Origin of the sequence: Halomonas qinghailakensis (assembly GCF_025820815.1) — a bacterium.
Classification (GTDB): Bacteria; Pseudomonadota; Gammaproteobacteria; order Pseudomonadales; family Halomonadaceae; genus Vreelandella; species Vreelandella qaidamensis.
Genome location: NZ_CP096973.1, coordinates 1,586,636 through 1,611,014 on the forward strand (window position 1 = coordinate 1,586,636; position 24,379 = coordinate 1,611,014).

Below are 24,379 nucleotides of genomic sequence, written 5' to 3' on the forward strand. Positions count from 1 at the left end.
GTAGGCACCAACAAAAAGCCCCAGCTTCAACTGAAGCTGGTTTTTTTCTTAATAAGTGCCTGACGATAACTCGCCCCAGCCCTCCGAGCCGCTCTTGTCATTCCCGCAGGCCCTTAGCGGGAACCCATGTTGAGTTGGGGTTTTGGGCTGCTGCAAGCCAAGGTCAAGGTGGATTCCCGATAACCTCACTCGGGAATGACGGTGCAGTGACTCGGCAATGACGTACGGTGCACGCGTCGGGAGGGGGCCACGTTGTTAGAGAGGGCTAGGGGTGTTTTTTCTTTCTGAACGCAAAAAACCCAGCCGATTGGCTGGGTTTTTTGTTTAATAAGTGCCTGACGATGACCTACTCTCGCATGGGGAGACCCCACACTACCATCGGCGCTAAGCGGTTTCACTGCTGAGTTCGGCATGGGATCAGGTGGTTCACGCTCGCTATGGTCGTCAGGCGTAACAGGTAATGCATATCATGCTGACAGTGTTTTGTGTCGTCTCTTTTGTCTTAAGCCTGTCGTGTGTCACGGTGGGCTTAATCCGCGTATCCGGTTTTCTGAGTGTTGTCACACTCGTTTCGTTATCACTGCGACCAGACCCCTTGGGTGTTATAGGGTCAAGCCTCACGGGCCATTAGTACACGTTAGCTCAACGCCTTGCAGCGCTTCCACACCGTGCCTATCAACCAGCTGGTCTCGCTGGGCCCTTCAGGAGGCTCTAGGCCTCAGGGATGTCTCATCTTGAAGGGGGCTTCCCGCTTAGATGCTTTCAGCGGTTATCCCGTCCGCACATAGCTACCCGGCAATGCCACTGGCGTGACAACCGGAACACCAGAGGTGCGTCCACTCCGGTCCTCTCGTACTAGGAGCAGCCCTTCTCAAACATCCAACGCCCACGGCAGATAGGGACCGAACTGTCTCACGACGTTCTAAACCCAGCTCGCGTACCACTTTAAATGGCGAACAGCCATACCCTTGGGACCGACTTCAGCCCCAGGATGTGATGAGCCGACATCGAGGTGCCAAACACCGCCGTCGATGTGAACTCTTGGGCGGTATCAGCCTGTTATCCCCGGAGTACCTTTTATCCGTTGAGCGATGGCCCTTCCATACAGAACCACCGGATCACTAGAACCTGCTTTCGCACCTGCTCGACGTGTCTGTCTCGCAGTCAAGCACCCTTATGCTCTTGCACTCACTGCACGATGTCCGACCGTGCTGAGGGTACCTTCGTGCTCCTCCGTTACTCTTTGGGAGGAGACCGCCCCAGTCAAACTACCCACCACACACACACTGTCCTCGATCCGGATAACGGACCTGAGTGAGAACGCCAATGATGCCAGGCTGGTATTTCAAGGTTGGCTCCGCTCGAACTGGCGTCCGAGGTTCAAAGCCTCCCAGCTATCCTACACAGGCAACATCAGCGTCCAGTGTGAAGCTATAGTAAAGGTTCACGGGGTCTTTCCGTCTAGCCGCGGGTACACCGCATCTTCACGGCGATTTCAATTTCACTGAGTCTCGGGTGGAGACAGCGTGGCCATCATTACGCCATTCGTGCAGGTCGGAACTTACCCGACAAGGAATTTCGCTACCTTAGGACCGTTATAGTTACGGCCGCCGTTTACCGGGGCTTCAATCAAGAGCTTCGCCTTACGGCTAACACCATCATTTAACCTTCCGGCACCGGGCAGGCGTCACACCCTATACGTCCGCTTGCGCGTTAGCAGAGTGCTGTGTTTTTACTAAACAGTTGCAGCCACCTGGTATCTTCGACCGGTTCGGGCTTGGAGAGCAAGTCTCGTCACCCTACGCCGGCGTGCCTTCTCCCGAAGTTACGGCACCATTTTGCCTAGTTCCTTCACCCGAGTTCTCTCAAGCGCCTTGGGATTCTCACCCTGACCACCTGTGTCGGTTTGGGGTACGGTCGCACATGATCTGAAGCTTAGAGGCTTTTCCTGGAAGCGTGGCATCAATGACTTCCTGACCGTGGTCAGTTCGTTTCGTGTCTCGGCCTTAGAGCATCCCGGATTTACCTAGGACACCAGCCTACTCACTTTCACCAGGACAACCAACGCCTGGCTCACCTAGCCTTCTCCGTCCCCCCATCGCAATCATGTCCGGTACGGGAATATTGACCCGTTTCCCATCGACTACGCCTTTCGGCCTCGCCTTAGGGGCCGACTCACTCTGCTCCGATTAGCGTCGAACAGAAACCCTTGGTCTTCCGGCGAGGGAGTTTTTCACTCCCTTTATCGTTACTCATGTCAGCATTCGCACTCGTGATACCTCCAGCGAACTTCTCAATTCACCTTCATTGGCTTACACGACGCTCCTCTACCGCTCATCCAGAGGATGAACCCGTAGCTTCGGTACCTGGTTTAGCCCCGTTACATCTTCCGCGCAGGCCGACTCGACTAGTGAGCTATTACGCTTTCTTTAAAGGATGGCTGCTTCTAAGCCAACCTCCTAGCTGTCTGAGCCTTCCCACATCGTTTCCCACTTAACCAGGATTTCGGGACCTTAGCTGACGGTCTGGGTTGTTTCCCTTTTCACGACGGACGTTAGCACCCGCCGTGTGTCTCCCACGCTCGCACTCACCGGTATTCGGAGTTTGCCTCGGGTTGGTAAGTCGGGATGACCCCCTAGCCGAAACAGTGCTCTACCCCCGGTGGTGATACGTGAGGCGCTACCTAAATAGCTTTCGAGGAGAACCAGCTATCTCCGAGCTTGATTAGCCTTTCACTCCGATCCACAAGTCATCCAAATCTTTTTCAACAGATCCTGGTTCGGGCCTCCAGTTGATGTTACTCAACCTTCACCCTGCTCATGGATAGATCGCTCGGTTTCGGGTCTATATCCAGCGACTGTGTCGCCCAGTTAAGACTCGGTTTCCCTACGGCTCCCCTAAACGGTTAACCTCGCCACTGAATATAAGTCGCTGACCCATTATACAAAAGGTACGCAGTCACAGAACAAGTCTGCTCCTACTGCTTGTACGCACACGGTTTCAGGATCTATTTCACTCCCCTCTCCGGGGTTCTTTTCGCCTTTCCCTCACGGTACTGGTTCACTATCGGTCAGCCAGGAGTATTTAGCCTTGGAGGATGGTCCCCCCGTCTTCAGTCAAGGTTTCTCGTGCCCCGACCTACTCGATTTCACATGATCAGATTTTCGACTACGGGGCTATCACCCGCTGCGGCCGAGCTTCCCAGCTCGTTCGTCTAATCAGTCACATGCTTAAGGGCTGGTCCCCGTTCGCTCGCCGCTACTAGGGGAATCTCGGTTGATTTTCTTTTCCTCAGGGTACTTAGATGTTTCAGTTCCCCTGGTTCGCCTCTTACGCCTATATATTCAGCGTAAGATACTCATCTTATGATGAGTGGGTTTCCCCATTCAGAGATGCCCGGGTCACAGGTTGTTTGCCACCTCGCCGAGCCTTATCGCAGGCTACCACGTCTTTCATCGCCTCTGGCTGCCTAGGCATCCACCGTGTGCGCTTCATTGCTTGACCCTATAACCCGAAGGAGTCTGGGATTCGCAATGATAACGATTGCCGGATACGCTTGAGACGTATCACAAAACAATTACGTATAAACGTTTTAAAAAACGTTTATGTCAGCATAATATACATTGTTAAAGAGCGACTGCTATGCGCAGTGATAAGCGGTTGCTTTTTTCACGTTAAAAAAAGAAGGGGCTTTAAAACAAAGCTCTTTAAAAGAACTCTTTAAAAAAAGATCTTTTCTCTTTTTTCAATATGAAGAAAACGCTTATCACTGCGTATCAACAGCATTTTGATCAGGTAATTCATTGTGAGCGCTTACCGCGAGGGATGATGCATCGTTTAAGGAGGTGATCCAGCCGCAGGTTCCCCTACGGCTACCTTGTTACGACTTCACCCCAGTCATGAACCACACCGTGGTGATCGCCCTCTTGCGTTAGGCTAACCACTTCTGGTGCAGTCCACTCCCATGGTGTGACGGGCGGTGTGTACAAGGCCCGGGAACGTATTCACCGTGACATTCTGATTCACGATTACTAGCGATTCCGACTTCACGGAGTCGAGTTGCAGACTCCGATCCGGACTGAGACCGGCTTTTCGGGATTAGCTGACTCTCGCGAGCTCGCAACCCTTTGTACCGGCCATTGTAGCACGTGTGTAGCCCTACTCGTAAGGGCCATGATGACTTGACGTCGTCCCCACCTTCCTCCGGTTTGTCACCGGCAGTCTCCTTAGAGTTCCCGGCATTACCCGCTGGCAAATAAGGACAAGGGTTGCGCTCGTTACGGGACTTAACCCAACATTTCACAACACGAGCTGACGACAGCCATGCAGCACCTGTCTCTGCGTTCCCGAAGGCACCAAGTGATCTCTCACAAGTTCGCAGGATGTCAAGAGTAGGTAAGGTTCTTCGCGTTGCATCGAATTAAACCACATGCTCCACCGCTTGTGCGGGCCCCCGTCAATTCATTTGAGTTTTAACCTTGCGGCCGTACTCCCCAGGCGGTCGACTTATCGCGTTAACTTCGCCACAAAGTGCGCTAGGCACCCAACGGCTGGTCGACATCGTTTACGGCGTGGACTACCAGGGTATCTAATCCTGTTTGCTACCCACGCTTTCGCACCTCAGTGTCAGTGTCAGTCCAGAAGGCCGCCTTCGCCACTGGTATTCCTCCCGATCTCTACGCATTTCACCGCTACACCGGGAATTCTACCTTCCTCTCCTGCACTCTAGCTTGACAGTTCCGGATGCCGTTCCCAGGTTGAGCCCGGGGCTTTCACAACCGGCTTATCAAGCCACCTACGCGCGCTTTACGCCCAGTAATTCCGATTAACGCTTGCACCCTCCGTATTACCGCGGCTGCTGGCACGGAGTTAGCCGGTGCTTCTTCTGCGAGTGATGTCTTTCCTAATGGGTATTAACCACTAGGCGTTCTTCCTCGCTGAAAGTGCTTTACAACCCGAAGGCCTTCTTCACACACGCGGCATGGCTGGATCAGGGTTCCCCCCATTGTCCAATATTCCCCACTGCTGCCTCCCGTAGGAGTTCGGGCCGTGTCTCAGTCCCGATGTGGCTGATCATCCTCTCAGACCAGCTACGGATCGTTGCCTTGGTGAGCCATTACCTCACCAACTAGCTAATCCGACATAGGCTCATCCGATAGCGGGAGCCGGAGCCCCCTTTCTCCCGTAGGACGTATGCGGTATTAGCCTGGGTTTCCCCAGGTTATCCCCCACTACCGGGTAGATTCCTATGCATTACACCCGTCCGCCGCTCGTCAGCATCTAGCAAGCTAGATCTGTTACCGCTCGACTTGCATGTGTTAGGCCTGCCGCCAGCGTTCAATCTGAGCCATGATCAAACTCTTCAGTTTAAAATCATTGTGATGCTTACTCGTCACCCGACAACATAATGTTGACGAACAACAAAAGCGCATCAAACTTGGCTCAAGGTTCAAACGAATTCATTTCAATTTACATTGTCATGACCGCTTGCCTTGATATTTGGTGATTTATCACCCTCATCGGCAAGCGCCCACATGAATTACCTGATCAAATTGTTAAAGAGCTATTTCGCTGTGAGGCTGTCTTATCAGCCGGCTAACCGATGAACTGGTTTGCCTCAGCGAGGAAGGCGTATTCTACGCATTTCCTGGTGTTTGTCAATCACTGTTTTCAGTGAGTGAAGCGGGCGGGTTAAGAAAGCGAGATAACGATGCCTTCTCTTTTATTGCGCTAACTTCCTGACAAACCGAAGGTTTTCACCTTCTATCACCGCTGGTAACGCTGTGCGTCCCCGGCAGCGGATGCGTACTTTACGGATTCGCTGCCGTCTTGGCAAGGCCTATTTATAAATAAGTGCAAAAAAGTTTTAAGATGGGCCGTTGTGCGTTTGAAAGCGCTTCGACGGCACTCTCTAGACGGTTACACTTACCCTAGCTTTATAGCACGTAACGCCCACTCCATTTTGAGGTCCGTGATGAGCCAGCACCTATTAACTGTCGATTCATTACAGCGCGAAAGCGTTGACCACCTGCTACGCGTAGCAGCGCGTATGGAACCTATTGCCAGTCGCCGCCAAATTACTCGGGTGCTGGAAGGTGCTGTGCTTGGTAATTTGTTCTTTGAGGCGAGTACACGCACGCGCGTGAGCTTTCATGCCGCATTTTGCCGTTTGGGGGGAAGTGTGTGTGACACCACTGGCTTTACCTTCTCTTCTATGGCCAAGGGTGAGTCGCTGTACGATACCAGCCGTGTGATGAGTGGTTACTGCGATGCGATTGTTATGCGCCACCCCGATCAAGGGTCGGTAGCGGAGTTCGCGGCGGCCACTAATGTGCCGGTAATAAATGGTGGCGATGGCCCTGGTGAACACCCAAGCCAAGCATTGCTGGACCTCTATACAATTGATAAAGAGTTTCAGCGGCTGGGTAAATCGCTTAGCGGAGCGCATATTCTACTGACCGGTGATTTGAAATATGGCCGCACCGTGCATTCGCTGATCAAGTTACTATCTCTTTATGATCCGCTGCGCATTACCCTGGTATCTCCACCGGGTTTAGAAATGCCGACCGCCCTGATTGACCTAGTGACATCTCGCGGGCATCGCGTTGAGCAGCGCGATTCACTGGCTAGCGACTTCTCAGACCTAGACGTGGTGTACACCACGCGTATCCAGAAAGAGCGCTTTACTGATGAAATGAACGAGAGCTTTCAGGGGCTTTCTGACGACTTTATGGTGAACCGTGACTTTCTTGATCAGCGCTGCAGCCAGAGCACCATTGTCATGCACCCACTACCCCGTGATAGCCGCCCAGGCGCTAATGACCTAAACGTGAACCTTAACGGAGACCCACGTTTGGCGATTTTCCGCCAAACCGATAACGGGATACCGATGCGTATGGCCATTTTTGCCACACTCTTAAAGGTAGATGAACTGATTGAGAAAGACCTGCGGCCAGTACGCTGGTTTGTGCCATCACAGGTCGGCACGCTAGACCGTTAAGACACGGCATCAGATTTAATGGGTGCTTCGCCCACCGGGCAGTCCTTCCTGGTGGGCAAACCAGCCTTCTAGAATAAGCACGGCAGCAATGCCATCAACGCTCTCTTCTCGGTAATTACCACGATGCCCTGCAGCATGGGCAATCTGCTTCGCTTCGCGAGTGGAGCCACGTTCGTCGACCATTTCACAGGGCTTACCATAGCGCCCATGCAGGCGGTTGCCGAACTTACGTGCCCGCGTACTCATCGCTGATTCAGTGCCGTCCATATTCAGCGGCAAGCCAACGACAAATAGATCAGGCTGCCACTCTTCTACTAACCGTGTGACAACGTTCCAGTCAGGAATGCCATCTCGAGCGGTTAGCGGCGTTAGCTCGCGTGCACTATTCAACAACTCGTTGCCTACCGCGACGCCAATACGCCGAGTACCAAAATCAAATGCGAGTATTAGCCGTTGCCCACGTTCAGCCATGAAACTCAACCGTCATGTTAATTGTCATGCATGTCCAGCGTTGCGGGTCATCAGGTTTAAATCAACACCAAGAATGCCAGCCGCAGCAGTTAAACGCTCCGTGGGGGGAGTATCAAACAGTACGCTGCTTTGACTTTCCACCGTTAACCACGTGTTCTCTTTTAGCTCGTCTTCTAACTGTCCGACATCCCAGCCAGCACAGCCTAGGCAAACCAAAAAATCGTCGGGGCCTGTGCCATCGGCAAGTGCCTGAAGAATATCCATCGAGGTGGTAAGCGCAATACCGTCTTCCACCTGAACACTGGAGTCCCACTCCTGGCTATCACCGACATGCAAAATAAAGCCACGATCCTTATGCATAGGGCCACCATAATAGACCGGTGCATTACGGTGTGGGCTGTCATCTCCCCCTAATGAGAGCTGCTCAAATAGGGCATCCAGGGTGATTTCAAGTGGGCGGTTGGCGATGACCCCCATGCAACCATTGTGGTCATGGTCACACAGGTAGATCAGGCTGCCAGCGAAATTGGGGTCTTCCAAGTGGGGCATAGCCATCAAAAAATGATGCTTAAAACTTTGCATGCGTCTCCTACGGCTCGCTGAACACTCAGCGAGCCTCGCGTTATTAGGCGAATAGAACGTTCAACGGCATCGATTAGTGAAGACGACGTTCAATGGCGTCCAGCAGCATTCCGGCAATGTTCGTGCCACGCTGATCGTCGATTTCACGTACACAGGTGGGACTGGTAACGTTAATTTCAGTGATGTAGTCACCAATCACGTCTAAACCAACGAACATCAGCCCTTTTTCACGAATCATGGGCTGCACCTGCTGAATCAACCAGTGGTCGCGCTCGGTGAGCTCGCGACTAACGCCACGACCGCCCGCGGCGAGGTTACCCCGGGTTTCACCCGCCGAGGGAATCCGCGCCAGCCCATAGGGCACGGGTTCGCCGTCAACCAATAAGATGCGCGTATCGCCATCCTTGATCTCGGATAGGTAACGTTGCGCCATAATTTGTCGCTGGCCACGCAGCGTCAATTGCTCAATCACCGCACCTATATTGCGGCCATCGGGGCCAATATGAAAAATACCAGTTCCGCCCATGCCATCAAGCGGTTTAAAAATCACATCACCGTGTTCCGCATGAAAGGCACGTAGCACGTCATCTCGGCTGGCAACAACGGTGGGCGCGCAGCACTGGGGAAACTGCTGAGCAAACAATTTTTCATTACACTGTAATAAGGCAGCGGTTGGATTCACGACCAAGACACCCTCCCGCTCAGCAAACCCCAATAGATGGACCGCATTGGTAAAGTCGGCATCGACAGGCGGGTCTTTGCGCATTAACACAACATCTAGCTCCACCAGCGGGCGCTGGGCCGCTTCACCAAGGTCATACCAATGATTTGGGTCGCGATGCACCGTTAGCGGGCGCATGCGCGCATACGCCTGTCCCGCGTTCAAGAAAAGATCTTCTTGCTCCATGTAGTGCAGGGTGTAGCCGCGCTCCTGCGCCGCCCACAGCATCGCCATGGTGGTATCTTTCTTGTAAGCGATGTCGCTGATGGGATCCATCACCACACCGAGATGCAACGTTGATTGGCTCATCGGGGTAACATCCATACATAAACAATAGGTAAGCAGTATGCCGCACTGCTTGCACAGCTCCAACCGCCGCTAGCAGTTACTCGGCTTGCTCGTCGGTTAGCGCGCCAGGCACAAGCCGGATAGCGCCAGGCTCCAGCGTGATTAACTGCTGTTTATACAGTCGCCCTATGGCCTGCTTGTAAGCACTCTTGCTAACCCCTAGACGCGTTTTAATGTCATGTGCTGAGCTTTTATCACCTAATGCTAGATAACCACCGCTTTGACGCAGCGCCTGCAGCACCTTATCGCCCACTACATCTAGACGCGCCACACCTGGAGGGAGCAAACAGATATCAACCCGGCCATCTTCGCGGCGCTGCTTTACATAGCCTTTCAGCGACTGCCCGCGGCGCAGCGGCTGAGTAATATCATCTTGATAAATCAGCCCCCAATAGCGGTGATTAACCACTACTTTCATCCCAAGGTCAGTACGGTCAGCCACCACCACAGCCACCTCATCACCTTTTTCTAGCGCCCAGGCGTCATCTGTCAAAAAGCGATCCAAGCGCATGGTAGCCACAGGACGCCCTTGGTCATCGCTATACAGCATTACCAGTACCCGCTTACCGGGATCGGGGCGAAAGCGCTGCTCGCTATAAGGCAGCAGTACATCTTTGGGCTGCCCCCATTGCAGAAACGCCCCAGTGCTATTAACCGCAGTCACGGTTAAATAGGCTACGTCACCCAATTGGGCAGCAGCGTCGCTTGCGGAACGGGGAGAAGAGTGTGACTCACGGACCATGGGTACCGTCCTTACAAAAAGTAGACCTTCAGTATGGTGCCTTGCGAACGCAAGGCAAAGCGCGGCCGTTATCAATCAATTCAGCAGCACAAAATAGCGACTACTACCGCTTAACATGGCAGCAGCCGATCAGTAAGCACTTACTCACAAAAATCTTTAAGAAACAGCCCCTAAAAATAGGTTCTTAAGAGCAAGTCTTTAAACTATAAGCTCTTAAAATAGAACTTCTTAAAATAGAAGTTCTTAAAATATAGCTTCTTAAAAATCAGCTTTTAAAATCGAATACTGGAAAGCGAGCGCTAAAAAGTGAGTACTTACACATCACCAAAGTGGTGCTGCAGCAGTGTTAGCGCAACAACAGGCGCTGTTTCAGTACGCAATACCCTTGGGCCGAGTGTCAGCGGCGTAAAGCCACCGGCGGTGGCAGCATTAATGTCTGAGTCACTTAAACCACCCTCTGGGCCGATTAAGAGCGCTACGGAAGTGGGACATGGCTGTTGCGAAAATACGTTGCCTGTTGCTAAGTGAAGCATCAAACGTAGTGGCTCTTGCCGCTCGGAAAGCCACTCATTCAGTGCTTGTGGAGGATAAACGGGCGGGACAACCGCTCGCCCACTCTGTTCACAAGCGCTAGCTGCAACTGCCTGCCAATGAGCCAGTTTTTTCTCTTCACGGTCGCCCTTGAGACGCACATCGCCCCGCTCGGTGTAGAGCGGGGTAATCGCTGCAACGCCCAGCTCAACGGCTTTTTGGATGGCATAGTCCATCCGGTCGCCTTTTGAGATCGCTTGACCCAGGTGTACCGCCAACGGCGATTCGCCACTACCCAGCCAAACAGCCTCGATGGTCACTGTCGTTTGCTTACGTCCAACATCGGCTAAGCGCACGCCAGCCTCTTGGCCGTTGCCATCAAACAACATCAGTGGCGCGCTTTCGCCCAACCGTAGCACTCGCGTCACATGCCTCGCCGGGCCGTCAGGTAGGGTAATGGTTGTGCCCACTGCAAACTCAGCGGGCACATAAAGGCGGGGCATTTTGCCGTGTAAGGCAACCCAGTCAGCAGCATGCATACTTAGTGAGTATTCTCGGCTGCTTGCTGAGCCTGCTGCGCTTCACGCTGCTTGCGCTGAGCGTACATGGCTTCAAAATTCACCGGCGCCAGCATTAGCGGCGGGAAACCACCACGATTGACAAGGTTATCAACGCATTCGCGAGCATAAGGGAACAGCAGATTAGGGCAGAACGCACCCAGGGTTTGTTCCAACTGCGCCCCTTCAATGCCAGAAATACGGAACAGGCCAGCTTGCTCTACTTCTGCCAGGAACGATGTAGTGCCGGTTTCACTGTCGTTGACCTGAGCTGTCACCTTTACAACCACTTCATACTGGTCGTCGGCTATTTTCTGGCTAGTGGTGTTCAGGTCCAGGTTCACCTTGGGCTTAAACGCCTGCTTGAATACAGAAGGAGAGTTCGGCGCTTCAAACGAAATGTCTTTTACGTAGATACGCTGCAAAGAGAACTTAAGCTGAGGCTTTTCACCTTCTGTGGCGCCTGCCTGCGGGGTGTTGTTATCTTCCGCCATGGAAATACTCCTAATTGTTCATCTGATAAAAAGATGCGCGACAGCGCATAGCTTACTTACTGTATGTTTAATTGATTTCTACTTTACTTTTTCACCACCGGAAGACCATCCGCCTGCCACTGCACCATGCCACCTCTCAACTTATTGACACGCTCGAAACCTGCCTTAGCAAGTTTTGCCTGTGCAGCACCAGAGCTCTGGCCGTGCTTACATACCACGATGATCGGCTGGCTTTTCACTTTCTCCAGTTCATTCATGCGGCTGTCGAGGCTGCTTTGGGGAATATTGCGTGCACCGGCAATATGTCCCGCTTTAAAGTCTTTGCTTTCACGGATATCCAGCACCACCGCGTCTTCACGGTTAATAAGCTGAGTCGCCTGTGTAGAGGTCACAGCGTGGGTAGCGGCACTGCGCGCCTCGTACGCCACCCATGCTATTAATACCAGCAAAAACGCCCCGACAAGTAGGGGGTGGTTCATTACGAATTCGAACAGCTGATCGATCATCGTGAACACAATCTCTTGGTCTATGCAGAAAAAAGCGGCTTAGCCGCCTCCAGAAACGCAACAAGTATACACGTCACACGGCATACCGCGCAGGCCATGACGCCCAACGGCTGCCTGCGTTATGATGCCCCATGCGCGCGCCTGTCGCGACCCTGATTATAAGGTGTTGTCTGAAAACTGTTTGAGCAATCTTCACCAACGTTTCAAACAACACCTCATGTCGCTTGGCTGATCAACATAACGAGGTTTTCATGGCTACAACTGCACCGCGCCCCGTGGCGCTTATCATTTTAGATGGCTACGGCCACAATCCCGATAGCGCCCACAACGCAGTGGCCGCTGCTAATACGCCCAACATGGACAAGCTGTGGGCCAATCGTCCGCATGCCTTTGTGCACACTGATGGTCGCCACGTGGGCCTGCCTGACGGGCAGATGGGTAATTCTGAAGTAGGCCATATGAACATTGGTGCCGGACGCGTTGTGTACCAGGACTTCACCCGCATCACCAAAGCAATTGAAGATGGCGACCTAGACACCAACGAGGTGCTGACCAAGCCCATCGACGAAGCCGTTGCTAATGGCCGTGCTGTCCACTTGCTTGGGCTACTTTCTCCCGGCGGCGTACACAGCCACGAAGATCACTTTATTGCCATGGCTGAGCTTGCTGCCCGACGCGGCGCGCAGCGCATTTTTATCCATGCATTTTTAGACGGACGCGATATGCCGCCGCAAAGCGCGCTTCGCTCGCTTGAGCGCGCTAATGCCCGTTTATCGGAGCTGGTGGGCGCTGATAACGGCTTTATTGCCTCAGTCATTGGCCGCTTTTACGCAATGGACCGTGATAACCGCTGGGAGCGTGTTGAGCAAGCCTATCGCCTGCTGACCGAGGGCCACGCTGATTTTATTGCTTCTAGCGCTGAAACCGCCCTGCGTGACGCTTACCAGCGCGGAGAAACCGATGAATTTGTTGCCTCTAGCAGTATTCCGCTAAGTGATACCGCCATTACGCTACAAGACGGTGATGCGGCTATTTTCCTCAATTTCCGCTCTGACCGCGCTCGTGAATTAACTCGTGCCTTTACTGAACCTAACTTCAACGGCTTTGAACGGCACGTATGCCCTACACTGGCTGGCGACGGTTTAGTCACGATGACCCAGTACGCCGCCAATATTTCAGCACCAGCGGCCTTCCCCCCTTCGGATCTCACCGACACCTTGGGTGAAGTGGTTGCTAAACGAGGCCTAACTCAGCTTCGCATTGCAGAAACAGAAAAATATCCCCACGTCACCTTTTTCTTCTCTGGCGGTAACGAGGCCGAATACGAAGGCGAAGAGCGCATCTTGGTCCCCTCACCCCGGGATGTTAAAACCTACGACGAAAAACCTGAGATGAGCGCCTTTGAGATCACCGATAAGCTGGTGGAAGCTATCGACAGTGGTCGCTTTGACCTAATGGTGTGCAATTATGCCAATGGCGACATGGTTGGCCACACGGGTGACTTCAATGCAGCCGTAAAAGCGATTGAAACCGTCGACACCTGCGTTGGCCGGGTAGTGGAGGCCATTGAGCGAGCTGGTGGTGCTTGCCTGATTACCGCTGATCATGGCAATGCTGAGCAGATGGTGCATCCAGAAACTGGTGCACCACAAACAGCTCATACCACGTTTATGGTGCCGCTGATTTACGTAGGCGAGCGGGCTGGCAGCTTGGAAGACGGACGCTTATGCGATTTAGCGCCGACGCTGTTAACCATGATGAACCAGACACAGCCCGACGCAATGACAGGTAAACCACTGATTCATTTTGATTGATGCTTATGGGCTGGACATTAGTTATCACGCTCATGCTGGCGTTAGGTTATGCGCCAGCAAGTGTTGCTCAGCCAGATGAAACAGCAGCACGCAAGCAGTTGGATGCGATTGGCCAAGAGATTGAGAACCTAGCCCAGCGTCTCAGTGCGACTGGGCAAGCACGGGACAGCGCCGAGCGCGAGTTGCGAGAGGTCGAAACAGAACTTGCCGAGACCCACCAGCGTTTAGACCAACTCCAGGCCGAGCGCCGCCAACTGGCCGACGAAACCACTCAGCTTCGCCAGCACCGAGAGCGCTTGGAAGGTGAGCGTGAAACCCAATACGCTGCGCTAAGCCAGCAGCTAGCGGCCCTTTATCGACTGGGGCCAACGCCCCAGTTGAAACTGCTTCTTAACCAAAGCGACCCTGCCGAGCTAGACCGAATGCAGGCCTACCTAAATCGATTCACTCAAGCGCGCCAGCAACGCCTTACCGATATCAGCCGCCTTGATAACGCGCTGGCAGATACTGAGCTGGCGCTGGGTGAGCGCCAAGCACGCCTTGCTACATTAGCCGACGAGCTAGAAGAGCAAAGCGCCCTGCTCGCCCAGCGAACCGAGGAGCGGCGGGGGGTCGTAGCGACCTTGGATGATCGTTATGGCAGCGAAGAAGACCGCTTAGCCGATCTTAACCAAAGCCGTGAGCAGGCCGAGCAGCAACTAAGAGCGATTCAAGCCGAGCTGGCCCGCTTAGCCGAACCAACACCTACCACCCACATTACTCGCACTCAGGGCGATTTACCCTGGCCCGTTCAAGGAGCGATTACAGCAACCTTCCAGCGTAGAGATGGCGTGCACTACAACGGTATCGTGATTCAAGCAGACCCAGGCAGCGCAGTAGCTGCGGTGCATACGGGCCGCGTGGTATTCGCCGACTGGATGCGTGGCTTTGGCAACCTACTGATTATTGATCATGGAGATCAGATCATGACGCTCTATGCTCACTTGCAACATTTTAGCGCTCGGCCTGGGCAACAGGTGAGTCGCGGCACTGAAATTGGACGCGTCGGCAATAGTGGCGGGCAGACCCGCTCCGCGCTTTACTTTGAAGTGCGACGTAGCGGTGAACCAATTAATCCACAACGTTGGATTGCACGCCGCTGACGGGATAAGCTGACTTATATGCATTAACAATCATATCTCAACCTGAGCAGCACCTTTTGATGCTGCCTTTCGCCTAGCGGAGTCCGCATGACGCTATCTGTTACCGAGGTATCGGCCCCTGCCAAGCGCTTTTTGGCTACCTTACTTCCGCTTGTACTGCTGTCGGTACCGCTTCCCTTAGTGGCCCAGCCTGCAAATAGCGTTGCTGATGACCTGCCCCTTGAAGAGATTCAAACCTTTGCCGAAGTATTTGAGCGCATTAAACGTGGTTATGTCGAAGAGGTTGACGATCGCACGCTATTACGCAATGCCATGCGCGGTATGCTTAGCGAACTTGACCCTCATTCAGCCTATTTAGACGAAGAAGAGTACCAAAGTCTGCGCGAATCGACTCAAGGTGAGTTTGGCGGGATTGGCATAGAAGTAGGCACTGAAAATGGACAGCTAATGGTCATCACTCCCATCGATGACACGCCGGCTTCCCGAGCAGGGTTGTTATCCCGCGATGTGATTGTGGCTATCGATGGAACACCAACCGACAGTTTATCGCTACAAGAAGCCGTTAATCTAATGCGTGGTGAGCCAGGTAGCCAACTACGTATTTCCATTTTGCGGTCGGGTGAAGAGTCGCCGAGAGAGTTCACACTCACGCGCGAGGTGATTCGTAGCGAAAGCGTTAAGCACGAAGAACTTGAACCAGGCTTCGGCTACTTGCGCATCAGCCAGTTTCAGTCGCGAACCCCTGAACAGGCACGCAGATCATTAGAGCGCATGGCTAGAGAACAGCCGCTTGAAGGGTTAATCCTCGACTTGCGCAACAATCCAGGCGGCGTATTACAAGCCGCCGTTGGCGTCGCAGACCTTTTCCTGGATGAAGGGCTAATTGTATACACTGAAGGACGGCTTTCTGATACTGAAATGTCGTTTTCAGCATCATCAGAAACTCCCGCCAGAGACGTACCACTGGTAGTGCTGATAAACAGCGGTAGCGCCTCGGCAGCTGAGATTGTCGCTGGGGCGCTTCAAGACCAACGTCGTGGGGTGATCATGGGTACCGAGAGCTTTGGCAAAGGCTCCGTGCAGCAAATCATGCCACTTGGCAATGGTGAAGGCCTAAAGCTTACGACCGCGCTTTACTACACACCTAATGGACGTTCAATCCAAGCGCAAGGTATCGAACCTGATGTAGAAGTAGTGCGTGGCCGCCTGGAAGTGGCTGAAGGTCAGCGCCGAATCCGTGAAGCTGACCTTGATGGCCACCTAAGCGGCCAAAACGCTATACCACGGGAGCGTGCAGAAATGTCTCAGCGCCTACGCGATGACTACCAACTCAGTGAAGCACTGAACCTGCTCAAAGCGCTAAACGTGGTAGATCGCCGCCGCCGTTAACGGCATGATTGCGGCAGGCGCCCACGCTCTCCGATCGCCTGCCGCATCACCAACCGTTTCAACGGAACTAACTGATTCATACCACTCATGCCAATATTACGCGCCAGCGTCAGGGCAGGCACTTCGCTACCGAAGAGTACTTTGAACCCTTTCATCAGTCCTAACATAGCACTATTATCTAAGCGTCTGCGTCGTTCATAGCGACTCAACGTGGACAGCGCTCCCCAGGGCGCGCCTCGCTGCCATGCATTAACCACCTCTTCAGCCAGCACCGCTGCATCCATAAAGCCAAGGTTAACCCCCTGCCCTGCTAGCGGGTGAATGCTATGGGCAGCATCGCCCACCAGTGCTAAGTTGGGCTGCACATACTGAGCAGCATGACGCTGGATAAGTGGAAAGCGATAGGCAGCATCGACGGCACTCACCTGGCCTAAGCGATAATCAAAGGCATCACTTAGGGCCTGCCCCAGCGCATCAGAAGAAAACTCCGTGAGTTGTTTTGCATGCTCAGGTGTGGTCGACCAAACAATCGAGCAGTAGCGATCGTCACCATTCACCGTTAGCGGCAAAAAAGCCAGTGGACGGCCAGCGATAAAAGCCTGACGAGCCGTGTCCCCATGGGGTTTTTCACACCTTACCGTGGTAACGACAGCCTCTTGCTGCATCGGCTCTTCAGCTACCGATATTCCTGCCAGCTCACGCATGGTGGAGTGAGCACCATCGGCCGCAATGAGTAACGGTGTATACAACTGACGCCCATCCTTAAGTACTAGCCAACGACCGTTATCCGATGTTTGTAAAGCCTCCACGCCAACTCCAAAGAAAGTACTAACCTTTGGCAACGCTAATACCTGCTCATTTAACGCGGCTAATGTCACCTCGTTTTCAACAATATGTCCAAGTACGGGTGCACCTGCTTCATCAGCGGAAAACTGAATGCTACCGCTCCCTTCTGCATCCCACACCTGCATATAACGGTAAGGCGTTATCCGCGTATCAGCCATTGCAGGCCACGCCTTCAAGTGCGAGAGCAGGCGCTGAGAAACCGGTGTCAATGCACTCACCCTAGGGGCCGGTGGATGATCGCCGAAAGCAGCTAAACGAAGTGGCTCTGCTTTGGTTTCTACTAACGCCACCTGCATGCCAGCATTCGTTAATAGCCCTACTAGCGCCGTGCCTACCATGCCAGCACCCACAATTATCGCGTCAAAATGTTCAACCGACGCATCTAACCCCGCTGCTTGCGTTTTCATACCGTTTCCTTCGTTACCTTTCTGAGACAGCTGTCACGCTCTGAGTCAGAAGTGATTGTCAGGTTAGCGCTCTAGCCCCATCGCTCGGCGTGCCAAGCTGCGGCGAAGCGGCCCCACTAAATTTAACCCCACCAGCCCAGCTGCTCGGGCATGGGGAAGTAAAGGCAGCGAATAGCCAAATAACCGTACTAACCCATCACTAAACCGAATCACATTGGAACGGTCTTGAGCTCGACGTCGCTCAAATGACTGCAGCGTTTGCATATCACCAAGGGCACGCTGATTTTCGGCGCCCTGCGCCAGCTCCTCGGCCAAGTCCATCACGGAGCGTAGCGCCAGGTTGAAGCCCTGACCCGCTACTGGGTGTAGCGCGTGGGCAGCATTACCCAGTACCGCCAGCCCTGGTCGAACCGGTTCTTCTGCGGTGATCAGCGAAAGCGGGTAGCTGAAACGCTGTCCCACCCGAGTAAAACGCCCTACTCGATCACCAAAGGCGGACTGTAGCTGGCGTAGAAATGCCTGATCAGAGAGCGCTAGCCGCGCCTGTTCAGTGCCACTGGTATGCGTCCAGACTAACTCCATGGCTTGACCTGGTAGTGGCAACAAGGCGATCGGCCCTTCTTCTGTAAACCGTTCATACGCTACCCCCTGATGAGACTGACTAATACCCACGTGCGCAATCAGCGCGGTTTGCTCATAAGAGCGGCGGCGACTACTAATCCCCAATTGCTCCTTCAGGCCAGACCGGCCGCCATCGGCAAGAATAGTCAACGCTGCAGTCAGCTCATTACCATCAGAAAGAATCAGGTGATGGCCCTCTGCTTGTGGCGTCAGTTGTGCCACGGTCGCAGGGCAGTGCCACTCAATCGGCAACTGCTGAAGATGATGGTGCAACACGCGCCCCATCCAGGCATTAGGTATGACATGCCCTAATGCCGGTACCCCTAGTTCCTGGGCGCTCAATCTCGTAGCACCTAAACGCCCGCGCTCGCTAATATGAATACGCTTGATCGGCGTTGCTTCACTACGCATCGCCTCCCACACCCCCAATTGGCGAAAGCGCTGAGCAGAGCCTTCAGCAATAGCGCTAGCGCGTGCATCGAAGCTAGGTTGCCACGACACCTCCTGCGCGCTTTCAGGTAAGGCATTGGACTCAATAATGGCCACCCGCCACCCATAGCGCTCAATAAGAGGAGCCAACGCACAGCCCAAGCTGGCACCTACCAAACCACCACCCACAATAACGATATCGTGAGTAAGCGCTTGTTTCTGTTGGCCTTGATTTGCCTGCTGTACACCGTGCATTGGCATCTCCTACAGGTTAAGCACGAACTATACAAACCGTAATTTCGTAATGTAAATTACATAATTTATTATCAGTGCTAATTTACTGGTTATTTATTAGCCATTAACTGCTCTATATCAGCAATCTGCTTTGGTACGGCTGATGTAAGCACCTCATGCCCATCCTGGGTCACCACAACATCATCTTCGATACGAATGCCAATACCGCGGTAAGCCACAGGAATATCGTCGTCACAAGGGATATACAGGCCAGGCTCAACGGTAACGACCATGCCACTTTCAAGCGGGCGCGGGGTCTCTTCATTGAGGCGGTAGGTTCCCACATCATGCACGTCCAGCCCTAGCCAGTGTGATGTAGAGTGTAGGTAGAAGCGTCGGTAGCTCTCGTCGTCAATACGCGCCTGCTCATCGCCCTCTAACAACCCAAGAGCAATTAAGCCTGCGGTCAAATCGCGCACCACGCCTTGATGAATATCTGCCAGCGTAGTCCCTGGCTTGATAGCATGCACCGCACGCTCCTGGGCAGCTAGTACCACTTGGTAAAGCGCTCGCTGAGCGTCATTAAACTTACCGCTAACGGGAAACGTGCGGGTGATGTCCCCAGCATAGAGATCAAACTCCGCGCCAGCATCAATCAACACGAGTGTATCGGCTTTCAACATGTCGCTATTTTCAATGTAATGCAGTACGCAAGCGTTTTCCCCACCTCCCACAATGGTGCTATACGCTGGCCCGCTGGCGCCTTGCCAAGCGAACTCATGTTCCAACTCCGCTTGCAGCTGATACTCGCTTAAACCAGCACGGCAGCTACGCATCGCGCGGATATGCGCCTGGGCAGAAATAGCCGCCGCATGGCGCAGTAAGGCAATTTCAGCTGGGCTTTTAATAAGCCGCATTTCATGAACAAGCGGACGACTATCCAGCCATCCTTTTAGCGCTGGCTTACCGTGGCGCAGACCCGCCTGGGCATGGGCTAGCGCCTCTTCTGCAATACTTAGCGCCTCGGGATTATCTAGCGGCAGATAGAGCAGTTCGCGACCAGCTAATAGCCCCGGCAACTGCTCTTCCCGCTGAGCATTTTCAAACGCTTGATCAATACCATGTTGTGCCTCTACGCCCTGGGCACCTAAACGCCGACCTGTCCAGGCTTCCATAGTGGCGTCGCGGTCTTGGCAAAACACCACGCTTTGGCCTGCCTCACGGCCAGGCAGCACAACAAGCAACGCATCGGGCTCTTGAATGCCGGTCAAGTAGTAAAAGTCACTCTGCTGTCGAAACGTGTATTCGCTATCGTGAGAGCGAGTTACCAATGCAGCGCTTGGCACCACAAGCGCTGCATTGACAGGCAGTTGGGCGATGAGCGCTTCTCGGCGCTGGCGGTACTCAGCAGGTGTAATAGCAGCAGGCCTAGGCAGTGTCTCAGGCAACATAGATAACTCCTGTATTAATGAACGGGGGCGTCGGACTGCTCGACCTGAGGCATCCCCGGGTGCTGCTCGGTATAAAGCAGCATGGCCGCCATACGCGCGTGCTCCGTCAAGGCAAATAAGTCATTTTCATTTTCAGGGCTATCGTCGATATCCGTTTCGATCTGTACAAGTCCCGCTAGGTCATCGATGGCCTCTTGTAGCGTTTTGGACCAGCGCTCGCGAAGCGTCTCATCAGCCACATCCTCGACGACTTCCATAAAACCCTGCGTCCACTCTTTTAGGCCCTGGGCTTGCTCGGCGAGTGAAAAAAGCTCATCAGGCAACAGCGGCGCGTAATTCAAATCGCTGGCGCTCAGTGCTTCAAGCGTTTGTCGTCGCCAACCTAGCAGGCGTTCAGCGCTAGCAGGATCCCGAGGCTGCTCGACACCTAAGCTTAGGCAAACCTCTTCTAGCCATGCTTCAGCCGTCACATCACGTAGTGCTAATAGACCACTTAAGCGGCCATCCAAAAAAGCGGGAGACTGCATACTTCCATGAAGAAGAAAAACATCCGCAACGTCAGAAAAATCCTGGCGCTCATTGATTAAGGACATGGGCATTGCTCGCTATACAAAAATGGGGGTGAAACCGTCATAACAACGTATCAAAAAGACTGCCAAACGGTGGAAGGATGCTAACAGCACTCGTGGCTGTGCGTTGACCCCACACAAGCCGCTCTCTTATAGTGAATGCTAGCTACCCTTCCTATGCAGTGATGTTAACGCATTGGTCACTAAAATGACCTGTGCCGGAGTTTTTGATGAGTAACGCGAAGCGGCCAACCAAAGAAATCACCCTACTGGGTCGCAGCTATATGATTGCTTGCGACACTGGCGAAGAAACCCAGCTTGAACGCGCTGCTCGCTATTTAGATCGCGCAATGCACGGCATTCATGCTCAAAGTAATACCCTTGGCAGCGAACGGGTGGCCGTCATGGCAGCCCTAAACATCACCCATGAATTGCTCGAGGTGCTAGATGAACACCGTGCGAGCGAAGCGAATCTTAGCCGTCTAAACGACCGCCTTGAACGGGCACTTGCCAGCACTCGCCAACAAAAAGAACCCTAAGAACCTGCCACGCCCCTTTGGCATTATCACTGGCTCTGTTAAGATGAAGATGTTCTCTGGGGTGTACGCCAGTCGTTATAGTCCCTCGAGCCTATGCGAAGTACCCAGGGGGCCAAATGCTAGCCAAACCCGTGTGCATGTCCGTGCGTCGGAAAGCCTGACGGTTTGGCTGCGGCCACCCACCTGAACCAGTAGGTTCAGGGCCAGAACGACAGCGGCATTCTGGGGAACTCTTAGTCTATTCTGCGGAATAACTTAGTTAGCTCGTTATGAGTAGCTCGTTATGAACGACACTGCTGTCTTCAGTATATCCGGCGATAAAGTTGCGCTTCGCCGCGAGCTTAGACGCAGACGCCGTATCCTTTCCCTAGATCAGCAAAAACAAGCCGCTGCCGCCCTTTGCCAGCGCCTTAAACAGCTGCCTGAAATTCGTCGAGCGAAACGCATTAGCCTTTATTTACCGGTTAATGGCGAGATAGACCCGACGCACTTAATACCGTGGCTTCGTCAGCGAAAAGTAAGTATTTACTTACCTGTATTACGCCCATTCTCGACTAATCGTCTTTGGTTTGTTGCCTACCACGAGTCCACCCCTATGGTTAAAAATCGCTTTGGCATCGCAGAACCATGCTCACGATTTGCCGCCGAGCGGCGCAATCGCATGCCGGCTTGGGCGCTAGATACGCTGATTGTTCCGCTGGTAGGGTTTGATAAGCAAGCAAACCGTATGGGCATGGGAGGTGGCTTTTATGATCGGAGCCTTGCTTTTATGCGCTATCAAGGACCCGCTCCAACGTTGATTGGCGTTGCACACGCCTGCCAACAGGTGGCTACGCTGCCCGTAGAGCCTTGGGATATTCCGCTGGACGTGGTGGTTAGTGACACGATGGTCATTCGGCCAATAAAAACGGGCTGATCGTTAAGATCAGCCCGTTTTACTATCAGCGTCCACTCGCTAGGTGCAGCGTTTAGGCTGAAAGCGCTGTGACTAACTTGAGAAGTTAACTCCCCGACAGCGCTTGCGCATAGCCAGTGGCGAGTACCCCAAGTAAAAACACCACCGTTAGCGCCATCACCATATCAGGCTTTTTCCGCCGCATGCCTCATCTCCAACGTCTTTCACAGTTGCCGAATGCCCTAAGTGCGTCATCTAGGCAGTACGTATGAAAAGATGACACACCTCATTAATTTCGCCCACGACTATAGGGCCATAGGGGACAACTGACAACTGCTTTCAGCGCTATTTTTAACGCTCTATTAAACGTTTCTAAAAGTTCATATTTCTTAGCAGCCCTGTATCCTGGGGTTAGCGAACACTTACAAATATTTACGCCATAAAAAGCCGATACGCTGGATTATCACTCTCCTGCCAATAGCGGTAACCAATCGCATCCAAGTACTCAGCTACATGCGTTCGATCGCTACTGGGCACTTGCATCCCCACCAGCACACGACCATAGGCAGCGCCGTGATTACGGTAATGAAACAGTGAAATATTCCAGTCATGGGGCAACTGGGTTAAGAAGTTCATGAGCGCACCAGGGCGCTCTGGGAATTCGAAGCGGTAGAGTTCTTCTTCAAAACGCTCGCTAGGCCGGCCCCCACTAAGATGGCGAATATGCAGTTTCGCCAGCTCATTATCAGTTAAGTCTTCCACCTGATAGCCACCTTCACGCAGCTTATCAATCACGGCCTGACGATCTTCCCCACCTGGTTTGACCTGAACACCCACAAAAATATGCGCTTCGCTATTATCCGCATAGCGATAGCTAAACTCGGTGACCATTCGCTTCCCTAGTGTGCGGCAGAATTTTTTAAAACTGCCTGGCTTTTCTGCAATAGTCACCGCTAAGATCGCTTCTCGCTGCTCACCCAGCTCGGTTCGTTCCGCAATATGCTGCAAACGATCAAAGTTAGTATTCGCACCAGAGTTAATACATATCAGCGTCTCACCTTCAGCGCCGGTTTGCTGCACATATTTCTTCAGGCCTGCTAGTGAAAGCGCGCCTGATGTTTCCGCCACAGCACGAGTGTCCTCAAAAATATCTTTCACCGCGGCGCACATTTCATCGGTATTCACCGTGATAACGTCGTCGATTAAGTCACGCACTAATGAAAACGGCACCTCGCCGATTTGCGCCACAGCCACGCCTTCGGCAAATACGCCTACCTGATCAAGTATGACTCGCTCACCAGCTTCTAACGCAGCTTTGAGGCACGCGCTATCTTCCGCTTCTACGGCGATGATTTTGATATCTGGGCGCAGATATTTCACATACGCTGCGACACCGGCTATTAAGCCGCCACCGCCGACAGGAATAAAAATAGCGTCTAAACGGCCGCTATGCTGACGCAGAATTTCTACTCCGATAGTGCCCTGGCCTGCGACCACATCAATATCGTCAAACGGTGGAATATAGGTATAGCCATGCTCTTTAATCAGTTCTTGGGCATGCTCAGCGGCAGCGGCAAACGCATCGCCTTTCAAAATGACTTTTGCCCCGCGGGCACGCACTGCCTGAACTTTGATATCGGGCGTGATGCGAGGCATAACAATGACCGCTTTAACGCCCATAAGCTTAGCCGCCATCGCTAGGCCCTGGGCATGGTTGCCCGCCGATGCCGCGATAACACCCTTGGCCTTCTGCTCTTCAGTCAACTGGGCCATTTTGTTGTAGGCACCACGAATTTTGAATGAAAATACTGGCTGAAGGTCTTCGCGCTTAATCAAAATTTGGTTATTGAAACGACGCGACAAAAAGGGAGCGGGAGAAATAGGGGTCTCACAAGCGGCTTCATAGACGCGGGCTTGGAGGATCTTTTTGACGGTTGCTTCGAGCATGCGGGAATCCCAGAAAAATATCGTGACCCTGACGGGTGAGAGCAAAGCCTTTATTGGTAGCAGATTACGCCTAGCGTCGTCTAGCGGCGTTTCCATCGGCAGTTGGCGCGAAGGCCGTTATACTAGGGAGCACTGCCTAACCCT

At 53.2% G+C, this 24,379-nt stretch carries 18 protein-coding genes, 3 rRNA genes and 1 other RNA gene; 7 read left to right on the forward strand and 15 right to left on the reverse strand.

Annotated features, from left to right (window positions below; all coding sequences use genetic code 11):
* Nucleotides 1–333: 333 nt before the first annotated feature.
* The 3 genes from rrf to M0220_RS07500 form a co-directional block, all read right to left on the reverse strand.
* Nucleotides 334–449: ribosomal RNA gene (gene rrf / locus M0220_RS07490) — 5S ribosomal RNA — on the reverse strand.
* A gap of 157 nt (nucleotides 450–606) precedes the next feature.
* A 23S ribosomal RNA gene (locus M0220_RS07495) occupies nucleotides 607–3,504 on the reverse strand.
* A 334-nt stretch (nucleotides 3,505–3,838) separates the two neighbouring features.
* A 16S ribosomal RNA gene (locus M0220_RS07500) occupies nucleotides 3,839–5,369 on the reverse strand.
* The 16S, 23S and 5S rRNA genes sit together here, the layout of an rRNA operon.
* Nucleotides 5,370–5,974: 605 nt before the next feature.
* Between M0220_RS07500 and pyrB the strand changes: the two genes are divergently transcribed.
* Entirely contained in the window at nucleotides 5,975–7,000 is a 1,026-nt protein-coding gene (gene pyrB, locus M0220_RS07505) for an aspartate carbamoyltransferase (RefSeq protein WP_264019048.1), read from the forward strand.
* Between the two features lie 15 nt (nucleotides 7,001–7,015).
* Here the strand turns inward: pyrB and ruvX are convergent, their stop codons facing one another.
* The 7 genes from ruvX to M0220_RS07540 all read right to left on the reverse strand — a co-directional run bounded on the left by ruvX (nucleotide 7,016) and on the right by M0220_RS07540 (nucleotide 11,952).
* Complete coding sequence (gene ruvX, locus M0220_RS07510) at nucleotides 7,016–7,471, reverse strand: Holliday junction resolvase RuvX (RefSeq protein ID WP_030071731.1); 456 nt, start codon at nucleotides 7,469–7,471, stop codon at nucleotides 7,016–7,018.
* A gap of 24 nt (nucleotides 7,472–7,495) precedes the next feature.
* A complete protein-coding gene (locus tag M0220_RS07515) occupies nucleotides 7,496–8,053 on the reverse strand; it encodes a YqgE/AlgH family protein (RefSeq protein WP_030071728.1) in 558 nt (185 codons plus the stop codon).
* A gap of 73 nt (nucleotides 8,054–8,126) precedes the next feature.
* On the reverse strand, nucleotides 8,127–9,083 hold the full coding sequence (gshB, locus tag M0220_RS07520; RefSeq protein ID WP_162219914.1) for a glutathione synthase: 957 nt from the start codon (nucleotides 9,081–9,083) through the stop codon (nucleotides 8,127–8,129).
* Between the two features lie 76 nt (nucleotides 9,084–9,159).
* A complete protein-coding gene (locus M0220_RS07525; protein ID WP_030071723.1) occupies nucleotides 9,160–9,864 on the reverse strand; it encodes a CvfB family protein in 705 nt (234 codons plus the stop codon).
* Nucleotides 9,865–10,178: 314 nt separating this feature from the next.
* Nucleotides 10,179–10,934 (reverse strand): 16S rRNA (uracil(1498)-N(3))-methyltransferase, encoded by a 756-nt coding sequence (locus M0220_RS07530; protein WP_084180407.1) that lies wholly within the window; start codon nucleotides 10,932–10,934, stop codon nucleotides 10,179–10,181.
* Nucleotides 10,935–10,936: 2 nt separating this feature from the next.
* Entirely contained in the window at nucleotides 10,937–11,446 is a 510-nt protein-coding gene (gene secB / locus M0220_RS07535) for a protein-export chaperone SecB (protein WP_030071718.1), read from the reverse strand.
* 83 nt (nucleotides 11,447–11,529) lie between these two features.
* Nucleotides 11,530–11,952 (reverse strand): rhodanese-like domain-containing protein, encoded by a 423-nt coding sequence (locus M0220_RS07540; protein ID WP_030071716.1) that lies wholly within the window; start codon nucleotides 11,950–11,952, stop codon nucleotides 11,530–11,532.
* Between the two features lie 251 nt (nucleotides 11,953–12,203).
* Here M0220_RS07540 and gpmI point away from each other — a divergent pair, with 251 nt between their 5' ends.
* The 3 genes from gpmI to M0220_RS07555 all read left to right on the forward strand — a co-directional run bounded on the left by gpmI (nucleotide 12,204) and on the right by M0220_RS07555 (nucleotide 16,297).
* The gene (gene gpmI / locus M0220_RS07545; RefSeq protein WP_264019052.1) at nucleotides 12,204–13,766 is read left to right on the forward strand and encodes a 2,3-bisphosphoglycerate-independent phosphoglycerate mutase; all 1,563 of its coding nucleotides are present in this window, start codon (nucleotides 12,204–12,206) and stop codon (nucleotides 13,764–13,766) included.
* A complete protein-coding gene (locus M0220_RS07550; protein ID WP_264019203.1) occupies nucleotides 13,766–14,908 on the forward strand; it encodes a murein hydrolase activator EnvC family protein in 1,143 nt (380 codons plus the stop codon). Before gpmI ends, M0220_RS07550 begins: the two co-directional genes overlap by 1 nt.
* 87 nt (nucleotides 14,909–14,995) lie before the next feature.
* The gene (locus M0220_RS07555; protein ID WP_030071709.1) at nucleotides 14,996–16,297 is read left to right on the forward strand and encodes a S41 family peptidase; all 1,302 of its coding nucleotides are present in this window, start codon (nucleotides 14,996–14,998) and stop codon (nucleotides 16,295–16,297) included.
* Here M0220_RS07555 and M0220_RS07560 read toward each other — a convergent pair.
* The 4 genes from M0220_RS07560 to M0220_RS07575 all read right to left on the reverse strand — a co-directional run bounded on the left by M0220_RS07560 (nucleotide 16,294) and on the right by M0220_RS07575 (nucleotide 20,878).
* Nucleotides 16,294–17,550, reverse strand: coding sequence for a UbiH/UbiF/VisC/COQ6 family ubiquinone biosynthesis hydroxylase (locus M0220_RS07560; protein WP_030071707.1), 1,257 nt, complete (start codon nucleotides 17,548–17,550; stop codon nucleotides 16,294–16,296). The genes M0220_RS07555 and M0220_RS07560 overlap by 4 nt on opposite strands.
* Nucleotides 17,551–17,613: 63 nt before the next feature.
* Nucleotides 17,614–18,855 (reverse strand): 2-octaprenyl-6-methoxyphenyl hydroxylase, encoded by a 1,242-nt coding sequence (ubiH, locus tag M0220_RS07565; protein WP_030071705.1) that lies wholly within the window; start codon nucleotides 18,853–18,855, stop codon nucleotides 17,614–17,616.
* An 89-nt stretch (nucleotides 18,856–18,944) separates the two neighbouring features.
* On the reverse strand, nucleotides 18,945–20,285 hold the full coding sequence (gene pepP / locus M0220_RS07570; protein ID WP_264019053.1) for a Xaa-Pro aminopeptidase: 1,341 nt from the start codon (nucleotides 20,283–20,285) through the stop codon (nucleotides 18,945–18,947).
* 14 nt (nucleotides 20,286–20,299) lie between these two features.
* Nucleotides 20,300–20,878, reverse strand: a complete 579-nt coding sequence (locus M0220_RS07575; protein ID WP_030071700.1) for a UPF0149 family protein — start codon at nucleotides 20,876–20,878, stop codon at nucleotides 20,300–20,302.
* A gap of 206 nt (nucleotides 20,879–21,084) precedes the next feature.
* Here M0220_RS07575 and M0220_RS07580 point away from each other — a divergent pair, with 206 nt between their 5' ends.
* From M0220_RS07580 to M0220_RS07590, 3 genes are all read left to right on the forward strand, one after another.
* Nucleotides 21,085–21,393 carry a cell division protein ZapA gene (locus M0220_RS07580; RefSeq protein WP_030071698.1) on the forward strand — a complete coding sequence of 103 codons (309 nt, stop codon included), beginning with the start codon at nucleotides 21,085–21,087 and terminating at the stop codon, nucleotides 21,391–21,393.
* A gap of 50 nt (nucleotides 21,394–21,443) precedes the next feature.
* Nucleotides 21,444–21,626: non-coding RNA, 6S RNA (gene ssrS, locus M0220_RS07585), on the forward strand.
* 50 nt (nucleotides 21,627–21,676) lie between these two features.
* On the forward strand, nucleotides 21,677–22,309 hold the full coding sequence (locus M0220_RS07590) for a 5-formyltetrahydrofolate cyclo-ligase (protein WP_264019054.1): 633 nt from the start codon (nucleotides 21,677–21,679) through the stop codon (nucleotides 22,307–22,309).
* Nucleotides 22,310–22,720: 411 nt separating this feature from the next.
* On the opposite strand, the gene ilvA is transcribed toward M0220_RS07590, so the two are convergent.
* The gene (gene ilvA, locus M0220_RS07595) at nucleotides 22,721–24,235 is read right to left on the reverse strand and encodes a threonine ammonia-lyase, biosynthetic (protein ID WP_030071695.1); all 1,515 of its coding nucleotides are present in this window, start codon (nucleotides 24,233–24,235) and stop codon (nucleotides 22,721–22,723) included.
* Nucleotides 24,236–24,379: the final 144 nt, after the last annotated feature.

Bases quoted from the DNA above. Each gene is read 5' to 3' on its own strand.
- M0220_RS07540 (WP_030071716.1), bottom strand. From the start codon at position 11,952: ATGATCGATCAGCTGTTCGAATTCGTAATGAACCACCCCCTACTTGTC.
- pyrB (WP_264019048.1), top strand. From the start codon at position 5,975: ATGAGCCAGCACCTATTAACTGTCGATTCATTACAGCGCGAAAGCGTT.
- M0220_RS07560 (WP_030071707.1), bottom strand. From the start codon at position 17,550: ATGAAAACGCAAGCAGCGGGGTTAGATGCGTCGGTTGAACATTTTGAC.
- M0220_RS07580 (WP_030071698.1), top strand. From the start codon at position 21,085: ATGAGTAACGCGAAGCGGCCAACCAAAGAAATCACCCTACTGGGTCGC.
- M0220_RS07550 (WP_264019203.1), top strand. From the start codon at position 13,766: ATGCTTATGGGCTGGACATTAGTTATCACGCTCATGCTGGCGTTAGGT.
- M0220_RS07525 (WP_030071723.1), bottom strand. From the start codon at position 9,864: ATGGTCCGTGAGTCACACTCTTCTCCCCGTTCCGCAAGCGACGCTGCT.
- ubiH (WP_030071705.1), bottom strand. From the start codon at position 18,855: ATGCACGGTGTACAGCAGGCAAATCAAGGCCAACAGAAACAAGCGCTT.
- M0220_RS07555 (WP_030071709.1), top strand. From the start codon at position 14,996: ATGACGCTATCTGTTACCGAGGTATCGGCCCCTGCCAAGCGCTTTTTG.
- pepP (WP_264019053.1), bottom strand. From the start codon at position 20,285: ATGTTGCCTGAGACACTGCCTAGGCCTGCTGCTATTACACCTGCTGAG.
- ilvA (WP_030071695.1), bottom strand. From the start codon at position 24,235: ATGCTCGAAGCAACCGTCAAAAAGATCCTCCAAGCCCGCGTCTATGAA.
- M0220_RS07515 (WP_030071728.1), bottom strand. From the start codon at position 8,053: ATGCAAAGTTTTAAGCATCATTTTTTGATGGCTATGCCCCACTTGGAA.
- M0220_RS07530 (WP_084180407.1), bottom strand. From the start codon at position 10,934: ATGCATGCTGCTGACTGGGTTGCCTTACACGGCAAAATGCCCCGCCTT.
- ruvX (WP_030071731.1), bottom strand. From the start codon at position 7,471: ATGGCTGAACGTGGGCAACGGCTAATACTCGCATTTGATTTTGGTACT.
- gpmI (WP_264019052.1), top strand. From the start codon at position 12,204: ATGGCTACAACTGCACCGCGCCCCGTGGCGCTTATCATTTTAGATGGC.
- M0220_RS07590 (WP_264019054.1), top strand. From the start codon at position 21,677: ATGAACGACACTGCTGTCTTCAGTATATCCGGCGATAAAGTTGCGCTT.
- secB (WP_030071718.1), bottom strand. From the start codon at position 11,446: ATGGCGGAAGATAACAACACCCCGCAGGCAGGCGCCACAGAAGGTGAA.
- M0220_RS07575 (WP_030071700.1), bottom strand. From the start codon at position 20,878: ATGTCCTTAATCAATGAGCGCCAGGATTTTTCTGACGTTGCGGATGTT.
- gshB (WP_162219914.1), bottom strand. From the start codon at position 9,083: ATGAGCCAATCAACGTTGCATCTCGGTGTGGTGATGGATCCCATCAGC.